The sequence below is a fragment of the Sphingomonas sp. dw_22 genome, from assembly GCF_018449795.1.
Lineage (GTDB): Bacteria > Pseudomonadota > Alphaproteobacteria > Sphingomonadales > Sphingomonadaceae > Sphingomonas.
Map to the genome: position 1 here is coordinate 1 of NZ_JAAVVE010000064.1, position 15,941 is coordinate 15,941.

Genomic DNA, 15,941 nt, shown 5'->3' on the forward strand with positions numbered 1-15,941 from the left:
CCTTGTGGCCGAAGATGGCGTCCTTGATCTTGCCGAAGATGCTCATTTGGGTGTCTCCTGAACCCGGCGCGGAGTGTGCCGGCTTCGCCGAAACGCGCGAATGGCGAATAGGGTTCAGCGCGGGCGGTGATCGGTGCCGAGGCCCGGCGTGATGAAGATCGCGGTGGCCGTGACGCCCGGCGCGACGTCTGCCGTGTGCCAGGTGCCGGGCGGATTGATGGCGTAGTCGCCGGGGTGGAGGGTGACGGTTTCGGCGGTGCCGTCGGGATGCTCCTGGTGGAGCGTGAGGCTGCCGGCGGTGCAGATCACCATCTCCGCGCCGTGGGGATGGACCTCCCACGAGGTCCAGCTTTCCGAGAAGCTGAATTGGGAGACGAGGCGGCCCTCGACGCCGTCGGCTTCGTGGCGGGTGGTGTAGGCCAGGTACCACTCCTCCGCGCCGGTGAACTCGGGTTCCGCGATGGCGGTGGCGCCGAGGCCGAGATGGGCCGGGTGGGTGGGGAGGTGGGGCATGGCCGGGGGATGTTAGGATCCGGCGGGGGCGGAATCCAGCCCCGCGCGCGCCGGCCCGGACTTCATGGTTATCGATGCAGTAACCAATCGGCGCGGGTGCGGCACGGCTTGTCGCTGAACCGCGACCCGCCCCGCAACCTCGGCGTTTTCGTGCGTTGGGGCGATTGCCCGCGGCCCTTGTTCCGGCCGCGTGACAAGGGAGGTTATGTAAATGCGTATCAGAACGATAATGCTGGTGGGTCTCGGCGCCGTGACGCTGGCCGCCTGCGCCAGGAAGGAAGAGGAGCTCGCCTACGCCCCGCCGCCGCCACCGCCCGGAGCGGTGCCCGGCAGCACCGCCGCCGACCGCGACGGCGACGGGATCATCGACGGCTATTACACGTCCGACGGCATCTATCATCCCAACGCCGCCCCGCCGCTGCCGCAGCGTCCGCCTGCGCCGACCCGGGCGGGGGAACGGGGCTGATCGCCTTGCCCCGGGGAATGCGGCGGCGTCGCATTCCCCTCGTCCTTGCCTCTGCCCTTATCGCGTTGTGCGTGTCCCCGACCGTCGCCCAGGCGGCGCCGGCCGTGCGCGTGGGCGCCGTGGCGGAGGATTCGATTGTGATCGCCATCCGGGCGGAGGCGGGGGGTGCGCTCAGGCGCTTCTACGCGGCGCGGGGATATCGCCCGCTCTGGGTGTCCGGCGGCAAGGCCGGGCCGGCGGCGGACAGGCTGATCGGCTTCCTCGCCACGGCCGAGCTCGACGGGCTGAAGCCCTATGACGTCGACGGGCTGCGCGCGGCGATCGCCGCCGCGCGGGGCGGCGATGCGCAGCCGGCCGCCCGCGCCGAGCTGGCGCTCTCCGCCGCCTTCGCCCGCTATGTGCGCGACCAGCGCGGCGCGCGGGCCGCGCGGATGACCTATGCCGACAAGCGGCTGAAGCCGAAGAAGCCGGGCGTCGAGACGGTGCTGCGCGCGGCCGCCTTTCCCAAGTCGTTCGACGATTATGTGGCGGGCATGGACTGGATGAGCGACCAATATGTCCGGCTGCGCAAGCTGACGGCGGCGGCGCGCAAGCAGGGTGCGTCGGGGGAGGAGATGGCCCGGCTGCGCCGCAACCTCGATCGCGCGCGGCTGCTGCCGGGGCCGTGGACCCGGCATGTCGTGGTCGACGCCTCGTCCGGCCGGCTCTGGTATTACGAGGCGGGGCGGCAGGTGGGCACGATGCGCGTCGTGGTGGGCGCGGCCGAGACGCAGACGCCGATGCTGGCGGGGACGCTGCAATGGGCGATCCTCAACCCCTATTGGAACGTGCCGGACTATCTCGTGCGCAAGAGCATCGCGGCCAAGGTGCTGGCGGGGCGGACGCTGGATTCGCTGCATATGGAGGCGCTGTCGGACTGGGGCGCGAACCCGCGCAGGATCGAGCCCGGGCAGATCGACTGGCGGGCGGTGGCGGCGGGCAAGGAGGAGGTCCGGCTGCGCGAGCTGCCCGGCGGGGCCAATTCGATGGGCAAGGTCAAGTTCCTCTTCCCCAATCGCGACGGCATCTATCTCCACGATACGCCGGTGCGCGACCTGCTGAAGAAGGACGACCGGCATTTCAGCAACGGCTGCATCCGGCTGGAGGATGCGGATGCGCTGGGCAAATGGCTGCTGCAGAAGCCGCTGGGGGCCGCTTCGAAGGAACCCGAGCAGGCGGTGGCGCTGCCGGTGCAGGTGCCGGTGTATCTGACCTATATCACCGCCGCGGCGACCGATCGCGGGGTGGCGTTTCGCGACGATGTGTACGGGCGGGACGGGCGGGGGTGAGGGGGCGCGGGCCGATCGCGGAGGATCGCGGCGGTTGACACGGTTGACACCGGTATTGCGAAAAAACCTGCTCATCCGAAATCGTCCTCGCCCGTCAGCTCGGCGATGCGCTCGGCGCTGAACGCGGGGGGCAGGATAGTGTCGACCACGCGGAGCATCGCCGGGAAGAGATGCGTCAGCTCGCGCGCGTCGAGCGCGGGGTGGAGCGGCTCGCGCCGCTGGCCGAGCAGGAAGATCAGCAGCCGGTCATTGTGGACGATGCGCTTGCCGACCTGCTCGCCATGATACCAGACCGGCACCTCGCGGCCCTGGAAGGCGCGCTCGGTCGCTTCGTCGAGCAGCGCCTGGCGCGCCATGTGGATCGCCACATCCCAGCCGATCGCGAAGACCGAGTTGGGCGCGCGGCGGCGGAGCGCATAGGCCGATTGGCGCGACAGGCCGACATGCGCGCAGGCATGGCTGACGCAGCCGGTCTCTGCGAGATGGATCAGGAAGCCGCGCTGCTTGTCCGCGGTCCAGCCGTCGTCCGAGATGCGGAGCATCGCGTCGGGCTCGAGGATCGGCGGGGCGCGGCGGCTGGCCGGCATGGTCTGCTCGGCTGCGGCGCGCATGGCCGCCGAGGCGGCTTCGGGGGGCTCGCCGCGCTCGATCGCGTCGCAGAATGCGGTGAGCGCGGCATCGGTGGAGGCGGCGATCCGCTCCTGCCGCTTCAGGCGCGCCTGGTGCTGCTCCGGCGTCATGACGTTCGATTTGCGTCGCATCGCAAGTCCTCCTCATCGGCCCGGCGACTCGGCGCGGGCGCAGGTGGACAGAGGAGTTATGCCGGGATTTCCTACATTGGTAGGGTGTTTTTGGTTTGTTCTGCGGGCCTTTCCAAAGGTCGGGCAAACTTGGCGAAGAAGCGCGGAGATCGGCGGGATACAGCACTGGATTTCAAAGGAATAAAAGGGCAAGCACTCATGGATATTATCTCGCTATGGCGGTAATTGTCCAAGAGTGCTGCCCAAAACTACAAAATCATGCCTATATAGCAGGCATATCTATCTTGCTGCGAGAAGATTGGATAATATAGTTCGCTGACTGCTCGTGATTTCGTGCAGCTCGCGCTCTAATTTCAAAAACCTCGCCTCTGCTTCTTCTCTTTGTGAGGTAATCAAAAGGCAGATATGATGAATTAATTCAGGTTCGGCGCCTTGGTTTATGATTGGCGCCGAAGGATTTGGATTGATTGCAGTGTCTCTCTCTGAGAGAGCTTTCTCGGCGGCTTCCTTCATTCGTAACGAAACCCACGAACCAATCTTCATGCCTTCCTTATTGGCGGCATCTCTCATTAGGCGGATCGTGTCAGCTTCGACCCCTTTTAACGTGTACTGCCTACGTGACGGCCTATCGTTATTGGGCTCGGAGCTGATGCAGTCAGAGCCGATGTGCCCTGCGTCGAACATCGCTTTTCTCCCTCATCAAAAACCGGGAAAAGCGAAGCGGGAGACTTCAGTCTCCCGCTTTCCCTTCGGAGTATTCCCTTTAAAGGGTACTTTAAGGGTCCACTGTCAATTAGCGCAAGGTTAATATGGCGGCAAAGCGGTCTAAAAACGCGGTATATCGAGCTGATATGCCTTTTGGCACACTTGCTCAGAGAGTGCTAGCGGGGTACCTAGGGATCCCGAAAGGGGGCAATGAAACTTGGGGGCGTCATGACGACCGCCGGTACGACAGATGTTCAAGCGACCGATTCGCTGGAAAGCCGTTTAACGGCGCGTGCATTAAGTACATTCGAGCGCCTAGCGGAATTGGGCAGGGCGGACGATGCTCGGGCATGTGAATTGTTCGATAAGTTTCAGCCAGCGATTTCCGATATCGATCAGGTTCGGATTGCTCCGCTCTCCGACGATGAGGGATCCTTTGTCGTTAGAGATCGGATTCTCTATATCAATGAAGATCCGGTCGCGCGCCTTTTGCACGCGGTAACGACGGAATTTGAGCGACGTAGTGCTGCAAACGACAGTATCCCTGATCCAGCCGAGTTGCCGACGCTCTTGGAAAGCGTTTTCACTGACTTTCTACTCCATGAACTTCGTCACCGTACTCAGGGTGTCGAAACATATGACACAGTACAAAGACTGAAGGCGGTTGGGGGTAACTCTGCGATGGCAGAGCTCGACGTGCTCGCTGATCGAGATGCTGCTTGGGCTTATGCGGCGATCAACGTCGGTTGGGGAAATCGATCAGAATTTCTCGCAAGTTTTCGTGAGGCACTGTTTCTTTCCAGTGCCTATTTTTTTAAAATATTCCCGATACCTTCCGGTAGGCACGACAAAATTGAGCGAGCGATTGGTGTGTTGTTAATGGCGGCTCGTTTGGCGAATCTTCAATTCGCCAATACGGTCGTCGAAAGATCGGAGCTACCGCTCGACGCGCCAATCTCAATCGTCCTTTCGAGTACGAGAAATTCTCTCGCAATCTACAAAGGTGAGCCCAGTAAAAAGTTGCTCGGTGTAGCAAATGATGCCGATGGGGTCGTTCAGCTTGTTGTGGATGTAGGAAATGGGAATTTTGACTCCGCACTTGTTCGGTCGGTTAAAATGATGAGCCGTCTCAACCTATTAAGGTAATTATTTATACCTATTCGGCGGCTTGGGCACTCTTGGAGCCACGGTTGAGCAACGGCGCCAGATACTTCCCCGTAAAGCTCCGCTCCGCCTTCGCCACTGTCTCCGGCGTGCCCTCCGCGACGATCTCGCCGCCCTTCACGCCGCCTTCCGGGCCCAGGTCCAATATCCAGTCCGCCGTCTTGATGACGTCGAGATTGTGCTCGATCACCACCACCGTATTGCCCTGCTCGACCAGCGCGTGGAGGACTTCCAGCAGCTTGCGGACGTCCTCGAAGTGCAGGCCCGTCGTGGGTTCGTCCAGGATGTAGAGCGTCTGGCCGGTGGCGCGCCTCGCCAGCTCCTTCGCCAGCTTCACGCGCTGGGCCTCGCCGCCGGACAGCGTCGTCGCCTGCTGGCCTACCTTGACATAGCCCAGCCCCACTTCGGCCAGCATTGCCATCTTGTCGCGGATCGGGGGGACCGCCTTGAAGAACTCCACCGCGTCCTCGACCGTCATGTCGAGCACGTCGGCGATGCTGCGGCCCTTGAACTTCACCTCCAGCGTCTCGCGATTGTAGCGGGCGCCGTGGCAGACGTCGCAGGTGACGTAGACGTCGGGGAGGAAGTGCATCTCGATCTTGAGGACGCCGTCGCCCTGGCACGCCTCGCAGCGGCCGCCCTTGACGTTGAAGCTGAAGCGGCCGGGCTTGTAGCCGCGCGCCTGCGCCTCCGGGAGCCCCGCGAACCAGTCGCGGATCGCGGTGAAGGCGCCGGTATAGGTCGCCGGGTTCGAGCGCGGGGTGCGGCCGATCGGCGACTGATCGATGTCGATCACCTTGTCGAGATGCTGGAGCCCGTCGATCCTGTCATGCTTGCCGGCGAGGATGCGGGCGCCGTTGAGCTGGCGCGCGGCGGCGGCGTAGAGCGTGTCGATCGTGAAGCTCGACTTGCCCGAGCCCGAGACGCCGGTGATGCAGGTGAAGGTGCCGAGCGGGATGCTCGCGGTGACGCCGGTGAGGTTGTTCGCGGTGGCGTTGTGGACCGTGAGCTTCTTGCCGTTGCCCTTGCGGCGCTTGGCGGGCACGGGGACTTCGCGGGTGCCGTTGAGATAATCGGCGGTGACGCTGCCGGGAGTGGCCAGCACCTGCGCCAGCGTGCCCTGCGCCACGACCTCGCCGCCACGGACGCCGGCGCCCGGGCCCATGTCGATCACGTAATCGGCGGTGCGGATCGCGTCTTCGTCATGCTCGACGACGATCACGGTGTTGCCGAGATCGCGGAGACGGCGGAGCGTCTTGAGCAGCATGTCGTTGTCGCGCTGGTGGAGGCCGATGCTCGGCTCATCCAATACGTACAATACGCCGGACAATCCCGAACCTATCTGGCTCGCGAGGCGGATGCGCTGGCTCTCGCCGCCCGACAGGGTGCCGCTGGTGCGATCGAGGTTGAGATAGTCGAGGCCGACATTGTTGAGGAAGCCGAGCCGCTCGAGGATCTCCTTGAGGATGCGCTCGGCGATCTCGCGCTGCTGGCCGGTGAGGTGATCGGGGAGCAGCTGGAACCAGGCGAGCGCGTCGACCACCGAGAGATGGGTGGCGTGGCTGATGTCCTGGCCGGCGATCTTGACCGCCAGCGCCTCGGGCTTGAGGCGGGCGCCGTGGCAGGTCTCGCAGGGGTGGCTCGCCTGGTACTTGCTGAGCTCCTCGCGCATCCAGGCGGATTCGGTCTGGAGCATGCGGCGGTTGAGGTTGCCGATCACGCCTTCGAAGGGCTTGCGGACATCGTAGGACTTGCGGCCGTCGACGAAGGTGAGGGTGACGGGCTTGCCGCCGGTGCCGTGGAGGATGATGAGCTTCACCTCGCCGGGGAGATCCTTCCACGGCACATCGAGGCTGAAGCCGAACTCGCGGGCGAGGCTGCCCAGCACCTGCATGTAATAGGGGCTGGGCGGGTTGGACTTGGCCCAGGGGACGATCGCGCCCTTCTTGATCGTGAGATCGTGGTTGGGGACGACGAGGTCTTCGTCGAACACCAGCTTCTCGCCGAGGCCGTCGCATGCCGGGCAGGCGCCCTGAGGGGCGTTGAAGCTGAACAGGCGGGGCTCGATCTCGGCGATGGTGAAGCCGCTGACCGGGCAGGCGAATTTCTCGCTGAAGACGATGCGGTTGTCGGGGATGCCGGTGTTTTTCATGCCCTTCTTCAGCCCCTCCCCTTCAGGGGAGGGGTTGGGGTGGGGCAGTTCGGCTTGGAACTGAGCGTGAGATTCGCGGACAGGCCCCACCCCCAACCCCTCCCCTGAAGGGGAGGGGCTTTGCAGAGCCTCGACCGTGGTATCCACGAGGTCGATATAGGCCAGGCCTTCTGCCAGCTTGAGCGCGGTCTCGAAGGACTCGGCGAGGCGGGTGGCGATGTCGTCGCGGACGACCAGGCGATCGACCACCACTTCGATGTCGTGCTTGTACTTCTTATCGAGCGCGGGGGCTTCCTCGATCAGATAGGTCTCGCCGTCGATGCGGACGCGCTGGAAGCCGGCCTTCTGCCACTCGGCGAGCTCTTTCCGGTACTCGCCCTTGCGGCCGCGGACGACCGGGGCGAGGAGGAGGAGGCGCGTGCCTTCGGGGAGCGCCAGGACGCGATCGACCATCTGGCTGACGGTCTGCGCGCTGATCGGCAGGCCGGTGGCGGGCGAATAGGGGATGCCGACGCGCGCCCAGAGCAGCCGCATGTAATCGTAGATCTCGGTGACCGTCGCGACCGTCGAGCGCGGATTGCGGCTGGTGGTCTTCTGCTCGATCGAGATGGCGGGGCTGAGGCCCTCGATATGATCGACGTCGGGCTTCTGCATCAGCTCGAGGAACTGGCGGGCATAGGCCGAGAGCGACTCGACATAGCGGCGCTGGCCCTCGGCATAGATGGTGTCGAAGGCGAGCGAGGATTTGCCCGAGCCGGACAGGCCGGTGATGACCGTGAGCGTGTCGCGCGGGATGTCGATGTCCACGCCCTTGAGGTTGTGCTCGCGCGCGCCGCGGACGGAAATCGTGGTGAGTGCCATGCCGGAGGTTCTAGCTTTGTTCTGAAGGGGTTTCCAGTGGGGAGATAGGGTGGCGGGTTGCGGGATGCCAGCCTCGTTCCTCAACCGTCACCCCGGCCGAAGTGCCGGGGTCCACTTCTCCGCGAGAGAGCAGCAAGAGGTTCGAGGGGCTCTCCCAGCCGCGCGGTGGACCCCGGCACTTCGGCCGGGGTGACGAAGGGAGGAGGGCGGCGATTCCTCCAAAACGGACCGCTGGAATGGAGCAGGTCGCGCTGGCCTGATTGCGTCCGGCGTGGACAGTTGCGGCATGGGGGAAGCCGGGCTGGAGGAGTTCATCGCGCGCTGGCGCGGCAATGAGGGCGGGGCGGAGCGCGCCAATTATGCGCTGTTCCTGACCGAGCTTTGCGCGGTGCTCGATCTGCCGCGGCCCGATCCGGCCCATGCCACGCATGAGCGCAACGACTATGTGTTCGAGCGCGCGGTGTTCTTCCAGGATGAGATCGGCAAGACCGGGCATGGCCGGATCGACCTCTACAAGCGCGGCTGCTTCGTGCTGGAGGCCAAGCAGAGCCGGCAGAAGGGCGGGGCGAAGGAAGTCGCGCTGACGCCGGGCCAGGCGGCGCTGCCCGGGATGGAGGCGCCCGCCGCGCGCGGGCGGCGCACCGCCGACCGGCGCTGGGACGTGCTGATGCGCAACGCCCGCGAGCAGGCCGAGCAATATGCCCGCGCGCTGCCCGCCAGCCATGGCTGGCCGCCCTTCGTGCTGGTGTGCGACGTGGGGCACGCGATCGAGGTGTTCGCGGACTTTTCGGGGCAGGGAAAGAACTACCGGCAATTCCCCGACCGGGCGGGCTTCCGCATCTATCTGGACGATCTGCGCGACGCAGGGATCCGCGATCGGCTGCGCGCGATCTGGCTCGATCCGCATGGGCTGGACCCGGCCAGGCGCGCGGCCGCCGTGACGCGCGACATCGCCGACCGGCTGGCCAGCGTGAGCCGGCTGCTGGAGGATCGCGGCTATCGGCCCGAGCCGGTGGCGCATTTCCTGATGCGCTGCCTGTTCACGATGTTCGCCGAGGACAGCGGGCTGCTGGAGCCGGGCAGCTTCGCCGATGTGCTGCGCGACGCGCGCGACAATCCCGAGAGCTTTGCGCCGATGCTGGAGGATCTGTGGCGGACGATGGACAAGGGCGGTTTTTCCGGCGTGCTGCGGCGACGGGTGCGCAAGTTCAACGGCGGACTGTTCGCGGATTGCGCCGCCATTCCGCTGCGCAAGGAGGAGATAGGCGAGCTTTACGAGGCCGCGCGGCATGTGTGGACCGAGGTGGAACCCGCGATCTTCGGCACGCTGCTGGAGCAGGCGCTGGACAAGGAGGAGCGCAAGCGGCTGGGCGCGCATTATACGCCGCGCGCCTATGTCGAGCGGCTGGTGAACGCCTGCGTGATCGCGCCGCTCAAGGCCGAGTGGGAGACGGTGGTGCTCGGCACGGCGGAGCGCGAGCGCGAGACCGATCCGCAGGCGGCGATCCGCGCGGTGCATGATTTCCATGTGAAGCTGGCGAATGTGCGGGTGCTCGATCCGGCCTGCGGCACCGGCAATTTCCTGTATGTCGCGCTGGAGCTGATGAAGCGGCTGGAGGGCGACGTGCTGGAGGTGCTCGCCGATCTGGGCGGGCAGGAGGCGCTGGCGCTGGAGACCGAGTCGGTGCATCCGCGCAACTTCCTGGGGATGGAGCTGAACCCGCGCGCGGCGGCGATCGCCGAACTGGTGCTGTGGCTGGGCTATCTGCAATGGCAGATGCGCAACGGGGCGAGCATCGCCGATCCGGTGCTGGAGAAGCTGGCCAACATCAAGGCGATGGACGCGGTGCTGGCGCATGGGCCGGACCTGTCCGATCCGCGCCGGCCGGAATGGCCCGAGGCGGATTATATCGTGGGGAATCCGCCGTTCATCGGCGGCAAGGACATTCGCTCGCGGCTGGGCGACGCTTATGCGACCGCCTTGTGGAGGGCGAATCCGCGGATCAACAGGTCGGCCGATTTCGTGATGTACTGGTGGGACCGTGCGGCCGAGCAGCTGGTGCGCAAGGGCACGCGGCTGAAGCGCTTCGGCTTCGTCACGACCAATTCGATCACACAGGAGTTCAGCCGGCGGGTGATCGCGCGGCGGATGGAGGGGCGGCCGCCGGTGCGCCTGGTGATGGCGATCCCCGACCATCCCTGGACCAAGGCGACCCGCGATGCCGCCGCCGTGCGGATCGCGATGACCGTGGCGGAGGCGGGGGAGCGCGAGGGGGTGCTGCTGGAGGTGGTGTCGGAGCGGGGGCTCGATACCGACGCGCCTGAGGTGATGCTGCGCGAGACGGCGGGGGAAGTGCATGCCGATCTGACGGTGGGGACCGACGTTACGCAGGCGCGGGCGTTGCTGGCGAACGAATGGCTGTGTTCGCCGGGCGTGAAATTGCATGGGGCTGGGTTCATCGTGACGCCTTCCGAGGCGGAGGCGCTCGGGCTGGGGCGGCGCGAAGGGCTGGAGGCGCATATCCGGCCCTATCGCAACGGGCGCGACCTGACCGGCCATGCGCGGGGCGCGATGGTGATCGACTTGCTGGGGCTGGATGAGGCGGAAGTGCGCCGCCGCTTTCCGGAGGTGTATCAGCACCTTCTCCAGACGGTGAAGCCCGAGCGGGATGGGAATAATCGCGCGACCTATCGCGACAATTGGTGGCTGTTCGGCGAGCCGCGCCGGGAACTGCGGCCGGCGCTTGCCGGACTGGCGCGCTATGTGGCGACCGTGGAGACGGCCAAGCATCGGGTGTTCCAGTTCCTCGACGCGGCGGTGCTGCCGGACAATATGCTGGTCTGCGTCGCGAGCGATGCGGCGTGGCATCTGGGCGTGCTGAGCTCGCGCTTCAGCGTCGAATGGGCGCTGCGTGCGGGCGGGTGGCTCGGCATCGGCAACGATCCTCGCTATTCGAAGAGCAGGGCCTTCGATCCCTTTCCCTTTCCCGACGCCGGCCCCGAGCAGCGCGGGATCATCGGTGATCTGGCCGAGGAGCTGGATGCGATGCGCAAGGACGTGCTCGCGGTCGAGGGCGATCTGACGCTGACCGGGCTCTATAATCTGCGGGAGAAGCTGGTGCGGGGCGACGCCTTTACTGTGGTGGAGCAGGACCAGCGGCGGCGCGGCCGAGTCGACATCGTTGCCGAGCTGCACGCGCGGATCGATGATGCGGTGGCCGATGCCTATGGCTGGCCGCGCGATCTTTCCGCGGAGGAGATCGTGGCGCGGCTGGTGGCGCTGAATGCCGAGCGGCGGGGGGAGGAAAAGGCGGGACGGGTGCGCTGGCTGCGGCCGGAATACCAGATTTCGCGGGCGGGGATCCTGCAATTGCCGGTCGGCGCGCGCGAGGAGCAGATCGAGGCATTGCTGCCCGAGGCGACGGCGCGGAAGCCCGGCTTTCCGCGCGATGCGATCGGGCAGACGGCCGCCGTGCTGAGGGAATTGCGCGGCGGCGGCGCGCTGACCGCTGCGGCGATCGCGCGGCGCTATGCGCAGGGGATGCGGGTCGAGAGGCGCGTTGCGGCGACGCTCGCAGCGCTGGTGCGGCTGGGGCATGTCGTGGTGGAGGGAGAGGGGTATCGGTTGCGGCGGGCGGCTTGAAGTTGCTGGCGGCTGCCCTCACCCTTCCGCCGCCTTTGGCGGCTCCCTCCCTCTCCCAATGGGAGAGGGAAATTGTCCTCAGAACGCCCGCGTTATTCCGAAGGTCGCGGCGGTGCGGCGATAGTCGTAGATGCCGACCGTCGAGCTGTTGCGTTCGTATTCGAGGCGGATCAGCGGGGCGAAGCCCTTGAATTGCAGGGCGCGGAAGGTGGCGCCGGCGCCCAAGGTGAAGTTCCAGTCGCGGCGGCGCTCGGGGAAGAGGAACAGGATCCGATCCGCCTCTAGCCGGCGGATGCCGGCATTGGCATAGGCGGTGGTGCGGCCCATCTCGCGCCAGTAGAGCAGGCTCGCGCCGCCCGCGGCGGTGGCATAGCCGGGATCCTGCGCGGTCTGGCGGGTGGCGGAGAGGGTGATGCTGCCGCCGGCGCGGGCGCTGAACGCGCGTTCGTAGCTCACGCTGCCGTTGAGCAGCAGGCCGTCCTGCAGGTCGTTCTGGCGATAATCGGTGTCGGCGAAGGTGAGGCTGGTGGTGAGCTGCGCCTTGCGGCCGAGCGGGTGCTGCCAGTCGACGCTCGCGGTCGCGGTGCCGGCGTAGAGCGTGCCGCCATACCAGCGGAAGGTGCCGCCCAGCGAGGGGCGGATGCGCTCGCGGCCGGGCGACCATTCGAGGCCGATCAGCGCGGAGGCGGAGACGTCGTTGAATTCGCTCTTGCGATAGAATTCGCCCTGGCCGGAGACGCGGGGGAGGAGCGAGAGATCGGTGGCGATGGGAATTCGGGCATAGACCTGGCCCGCGGCGCGGGCGCCGAGGCCGGATTGCTGGCGGGCGTCGCGAGAGAGCTCGAGCGGGGCGATGATCGTGTCGAGCGTCTCGGCATCGGTGGCGCGATTGATGTTGCTGTCCGGCACCAGCGCGAACTCGACGCTGGCGCCCCAGGGCTTGCGCGAGCGCAGCGCCTGGGCGAACTGATCGACGACCTGCGCGACCTGCGGAGGCAAGCCGCCGGCCTGGGCCTGGCGCAGCTCGCGGCGGGCGGCGGAATCGTCGCCGAGCTCGGTGAGGACGCGGGCGAGCTCGAGGCGGACGCGGGCGGCGTCGGGCTTTTCGTCGAGGATCGCGCGGAACTCGATCGCCGCGTCGCGATTGCGGTGCAGGCGGGAGAGCATCATGCCGAGGCGGAAGCGCGCCTCGCTGCGGATATCGGCGTCGGGATCATGGGCGAGCGCGCGGTAGATGGCCTCGGCATCGGCGGCGTTGCCGGCGGTCTCCGCCTGGGCGGCGAGGCTGAACAGGTCGGTCGCCTTGACGTGGAGGGGCGCATTCTGCTGCGCATGGGCGTGCGGCGCGAACGCCGCGACGGCCAGCAATGCGGCCCCGATCCTGCCCAGTTGCACGCGCCGCACCCCCATCTTTCCGCCGCGCGATCCCTCTATTGGAGGATGCGGGATTTCGTAACCGGAATTACGGCCGCTTGGCGACGGTGACGCCGCTCGCCTCGGTCGCGGGGCCGGCCGGGTTCGCCGGATCGGCGGGCCAGCGCAGGTGGAAGCTGCCGCCCAGCTCCTCGGCGCCGGGGCCGTAGAGCTGGCCCTTGAAATTGCCGAGCGAGGCGGCGCCGTCCCACAGATCGGCGGTGAGCGCGCCGTCGAGGCCGACCGTGCCGGGCGCGAAGGCGAAGGTGCCGAGGCCGGAGGTGACGCCGCTCTTCACGTCGCGGCCGCTCAGGGTGAGGCCGCCGCCGAAGCTGAGATTGCCGAAATTGAGGTCGAACACGCTCGTGCCGCCCAGCTCATAGGCCGCGCCGCCCGATGTCGCGGCGATGCCCGCGACCACGCCCTCGTAATGGCCGGTGCCGGTGCGCGGCACCAGGTTGGGATCGGTCTTGATGCCCCAGGCGAAGAAGGCGCTGTTGCGGATCGGATCGGCGGCGAGGGCGCCGGCCGCGATGCTGTCCCACCGGCCGAAGCTGGCATAGGTGAGCGTGAGCTGCGGATTGGCGGCGCCGGGCTTGAACAGGCTCAGCCGGTAGCGCGAGCCGTCCGGATTGGCGATCTCGTACACGTCGAGGCTGGAGGTCGATTGCGCGGCGACGCGATCGGCGGCGTGGACGGTGTGCGCCACGCTGGCGGCGTCGGTATAGGTGAAGCTGGCGTCGCTGGCCTTGTAGCTGAAATCGCGATCGTAGCTGGTGGCGGGCGTGGTGCCGGTGACAATGCCGTCGGTATCGGCGGCATAGGCGAAATCGGCGATGCTCACCGGCTGGGTGAAATCATAATGGAGATCGGTGAGCCGGATGTTGCTGCCGGCCGCGGTGGCATCCTGGCGGCCGATCAGCGTGCCGGCGGCGACGCGGCCATCGGCCTGCGTCGCATACCAGGCTGCGCCGACCTCGCTGGCGCCGGGGCCGTAGAAATGGCCGTTCATCGTGCCGTTGAACATGCCCGATTCGTTGAAGGCGAACGTGCCGGTGAAGCCGTTGGTGCCGCTGCCAATCGCGCCGGCGCCGGTGAAGCTGGTGCTGCCCAGGACGACGCCGTTGATCGACACGAACAACATCGTGCCGCTGGTGTTGATCTCGCCCGAGGCGAAATCGGCCTGGAGCATGCCCAGGCCCGAAAGCGCGACCGGCAGATCGTCTCCCAGGCCGCCGATCAGCGTGACCGGATAGACCGCCTGGCCGGTGCGCGGCACGTCCGAGATCGGGGTCTGCACGCCGTAGATGAAGGAATCGATGGCGAAATCGGTGCTGTCGGCATTGGCGGTGACGCGCTGCCAGAAGCCGCCGCCGACATAGCGATAGGTGAGCGGGCCGCTGCTGCCCGGCCGGGTGAGCGACAGGCTGTCCGACGTGGTGGCGGTGCTCTTCAGATAGACGTCGATTTCGTTGCTGCTCTGGCTGGCATCGATGTCCGACGGGCCGAAGGTCTGCACCATGCCGAGCGCGTCGACCGTATAGCTCTGCGTGGCCGCGTCATAATGGATCGAGATATTGGCCTGGCCCGCGATGCGGTTCTCCGCCGGACGCCCGTCCGCATGATAGCGGCCCGACTGGCGCACAGCCTCGGTCTCGAACGTCTCGCTGGTTTGGAGATCGTCCAGTGACGCGTTGTGCGGGGTTGGTGTCGGCGTTGGTGTCGGCGTGGGCGTCGGAGTCGGGGTGGGTGTCGGCGTCGGGGTGGGTGTCGGCGTCGGAGTGGGCGTCGGCGTCGGAGTGGGCGTCGGTGTCGGGGTTGGCGTCGGCGTGGGCGTGGGCGTGGGCGTCGGCGTGGGCGTCGGCGTCGGAGTAGGCGTCGGCGACGGAGTAGGCGTCGGCTCCGGCGTGGGCGTCGGCGACGGGCTCGGTGAAGGCGAGGGACTTGGTGACGGCGACGGGCTGGGGGCCGGGGGTGGCGTGGGCGTGCTCGACACGCCGCCACCACCGCCGCCGCATGCGGCCAGCAGCGCCAGGCTCGACGCCATGGTCGGCAGGATAAAGCGTCGCTTCATCACGGTTCCTCACAGAAAACGCATCACTCGAATGCGGGGAACCATGCGCACGGGAGCAATAAAACATCGTTAATTTCGCGCTTACCATGTCGAATGATTGCCGGATTCTGGGCGGCGATGTGGCAGTCATGGTTTGTTCAGCGGATCGGGGAGATGCTGGGCACCACAGATAACGGAGGGTGTTCATGGCGCGTTTGATGCGGGCGATACGAAGCGGTGCGGCCGGCGCGGCGATCGCGCTCTGGGCCGGCGCGGCGATGGCGGCGCCCGTGCCGCAGGACGCCGGGCAGCAGGTTTCGTCCGACGACAGCGAGGCGCCCGAGGACTATGCCTGGATCGATCGCGCCGACGCGCTGTGGGACGCGATCGGCGACGCGCCGCCCGATTATTCCTTCGCCTTCGAGGATGGCGAGCCCTGGGCCTGGGAGACTGAGGACGGCTATTGGATCGTCGTCGAGGACACGCCCGACGGCATGCTCAGCTATTATTTCGAGCCGGGCGCCGAGGGGCCGTTCCTGGTGCGCGAGGCGGAGCGCAGCTTCGGCTATGACGGCGGCGATGTCGCGATGGTCTATGACGCGGGCGGCGGGGCGCTGCCCCAGGCCGAGGGCGGGGCGTATCTCGACGAAGGCGACGAACTCTATGACCGCGGCGTGCGGCTGCACGCGATGCTGGGCGAGCGGAACTGGCAACCGGTGGACACGACCGCCTGGGTCGATACGAGCTTCGTGCTGATCGGCCTGCAGAACCAGTGGTATCTGGGCCGGCGGCGGCACATCGGCTGGCAGCGCCACCGCGCGCTGCCGCAGGTGATCGCCCAGCATCGCCGCTGGGATGGCGAGCATCGCCGCCGCACGGACA

12 protein-coding genes are annotated in these 15,941 nt (G+C 66.8%); 5 read left to right on the plus strand and 7 right to left on the minus strand.

Features of this window, described 5'->3' with window-relative positions; genetic code table 11:
• Positions 1-114 precede the first annotated feature (114 nt).
• Positions 115-513 carry a cupin domain-containing protein gene (locus HB724_RS18805; RefSeq protein WP_213982483.1) on the minus strand — a complete coding sequence of 133 codons (399 nt, stop codon included), beginning with the start codon at positions 511-513 and terminating at the stop codon, positions 115-117.
• Positions 514-724: 211 nt separating this feature from the next.
• On the opposite strand from HB724_RS18805, the gene HB724_RS18810 reads away from it, so the two are divergent.
• Together HB724_RS18810 and HB724_RS18815 are read left to right on the plus strand one after the other, a co-directional pair.
• A complete protein-coding gene (locus HB724_RS18810; protein ID WP_213982484.1) occupies positions 725-979 on the plus strand; it encodes a hypothetical protein in 255 nt (84 codons plus the stop codon).
• 71 nt (positions 980-1,050) lie between these two features.
• Positions 1,051-2,307 carry a L,D-transpeptidase family protein gene (locus tag HB724_RS18815; protein ID WP_346344756.1) on the plus strand — a complete coding sequence of 419 codons (1,257 nt, stop codon included), beginning with the start codon at positions 1,051-1,053 and terminating at the stop codon, positions 2,305-2,307.
• Between the two features lie 71 nt (positions 2,308-2,378).
• Here HB724_RS18815 and HB724_RS18820 read toward each other — a convergent pair whose 3' ends face one another.
• Both HB724_RS18820 and HB724_RS18825 read right to left on the minus strand, forming a co-directional pair.
• Complete coding sequence (locus HB724_RS18820; protein ID WP_213982486.1) at positions 2,379-3,068, minus strand: hypothetical protein; 690 nt, start codon at positions 3,066-3,068, stop codon at positions 2,379-2,381.
• A 279-nt stretch (positions 3,069-3,347) separates the two neighbouring features.
• The gene (locus HB724_RS18825) at positions 3,348-3,752 is read right to left on the minus strand and encodes a hypothetical protein (protein WP_213982487.1); all 405 of its coding nucleotides are present in this window, start codon (positions 3,750-3,752) and stop codon (positions 3,348-3,350) included.
• A gap of 249 nt (positions 3,753-4,001) precedes the next feature.
• On the opposite strand from HB724_RS18825, the gene HB724_RS18830 reads away from it, so the two are divergent.
• Positions 4,002-4,919: a hypothetical protein gene (locus tag HB724_RS18830; protein ID WP_213982488.1), complete on the plus strand. Its 918-nt coding sequence runs from the start codon at positions 4,002-4,004 to the stop codon at positions 4,917-4,919.
• A 10-nt stretch (positions 4,920-4,929) separates the two neighbouring features.
• On the opposite strand, the gene uvrA is transcribed toward HB724_RS18830, so the two are convergent.
• Positions 4,930-7,950 (minus strand): excinuclease ABC subunit UvrA, encoded by a 3,021-nt coding sequence (uvrA, locus tag HB724_RS18835; RefSeq protein ID WP_213982489.1) that lies wholly within the window; start codon positions 7,948-7,950, stop codon positions 4,930-4,932.
• 286 nt (positions 7,951-8,236) lie between these two features.
• On the opposite strand from uvrA, the gene HB724_RS18840 reads away from it, so the two are divergent.
• Positions 8,237-11,593: a DNA methyltransferase gene (locus HB724_RS18840; protein WP_213982490.1), complete on the plus strand. Its 3,357-nt coding sequence runs from the start codon at positions 8,237-8,239 to the stop codon at positions 11,591-11,593.
• A gap of 78 nt (positions 11,594-11,671) precedes the next feature.
• Here HB724_RS18840 and HB724_RS18845 read toward each other — a convergent pair whose 3' ends face one another.
• From HB724_RS18845 to HB724_RS18855, 3 genes are read right to left on the minus strand one after another with little or no spacing between them, the layout of a single operon-like run.
• Positions 11,672-12,997 (minus strand): surface lipoprotein assembly modifier, encoded by a 1,326-nt coding sequence (locus HB724_RS18845; RefSeq protein WP_346344757.1) that lies wholly within the window; start codon positions 12,995-12,997, stop codon positions 11,672-11,674.
• A 58-nt stretch (positions 12,998-13,055) separates the two neighbouring features.
• On the minus strand, positions 13,056-14,651 hold the full coding sequence (locus tag HB724_RS18850; RefSeq protein WP_213982492.1) for a transferrin-binding protein-like solute binding protein: 1,596 nt from the start codon (positions 14,649-14,651) through the stop codon (positions 13,056-13,058).
• Positions 14,566-15,093, minus strand: coding sequence for an MSCRAMM family adhesin SdrC (locus tag HB724_RS18855; protein WP_213982493.1), 528 nt, complete (start codon positions 15,091-15,093; stop codon positions 14,566-14,568). The genes HB724_RS18850 and HB724_RS18855 overlap by 86 nt, the downstream gene beginning before the upstream one ends.
• A 172-nt stretch (positions 15,094-15,265) precedes the next feature.
• On the opposite strand from HB724_RS18855, the gene HB724_RS18860 reads away from it, so the two are divergent.
• On the plus strand, positions 15,266-15,941 hold a 676-nt coding region (locus HB724_RS18860), incomplete at its 3' end, for a hypothetical protein (RefSeq protein WP_213982494.1).

What these genes read in the sequence shown, in the direction of transcription:
- HB724_RS18825 (WP_213982487.1), bottom strand. Translation starts at nt 3,752, where the DNA reads ATGTTCGACGCAGGGCACATCGGCTCTGACTGCATCAGCTCCGAGCCC.
- HB724_RS18805 (WP_213982483.1), bottom strand. Translation starts at nt 513, where the DNA reads ATGCCCCACCTCCCCACCCACCCGGCCCATCTCGGCCTCGGCGCCACC.
- HB724_RS18820 (WP_213982486.1), bottom strand. Translation starts at nt 3,068, where the DNA reads ATGCGACGCAAATCGAACGTCATGACGCCGGAGCAGCACCAGGCGCGC.
- HB724_RS18810 (WP_213982484.1), top strand. Translation starts at nt 725, where the DNA reads ATGCGTATCAGAACGATAATGCTGGTGGGTCTCGGCGCCGTGACGCTG.
- HB724_RS18840 (WP_213982490.1), top strand. Translation starts at nt 8,237, where the DNA reads ATGGGGGAAGCCGGGCTGGAGGAGTTCATCGCGCGCTGGCGCGGCAAT.
- HB724_RS18830 (WP_213982488.1), top strand. Translation starts at nt 4,002, where the DNA reads ATGACGACCGCCGGTACGACAGATGTTCAAGCGACCGATTCGCTGGAA.
- uvrA (WP_213982489.1), bottom strand. Translation starts at nt 7,950, where the DNA reads ATGGCACTCACCACGATTTCCGTCCGCGGCGCGCGCGAGCACAACCTC.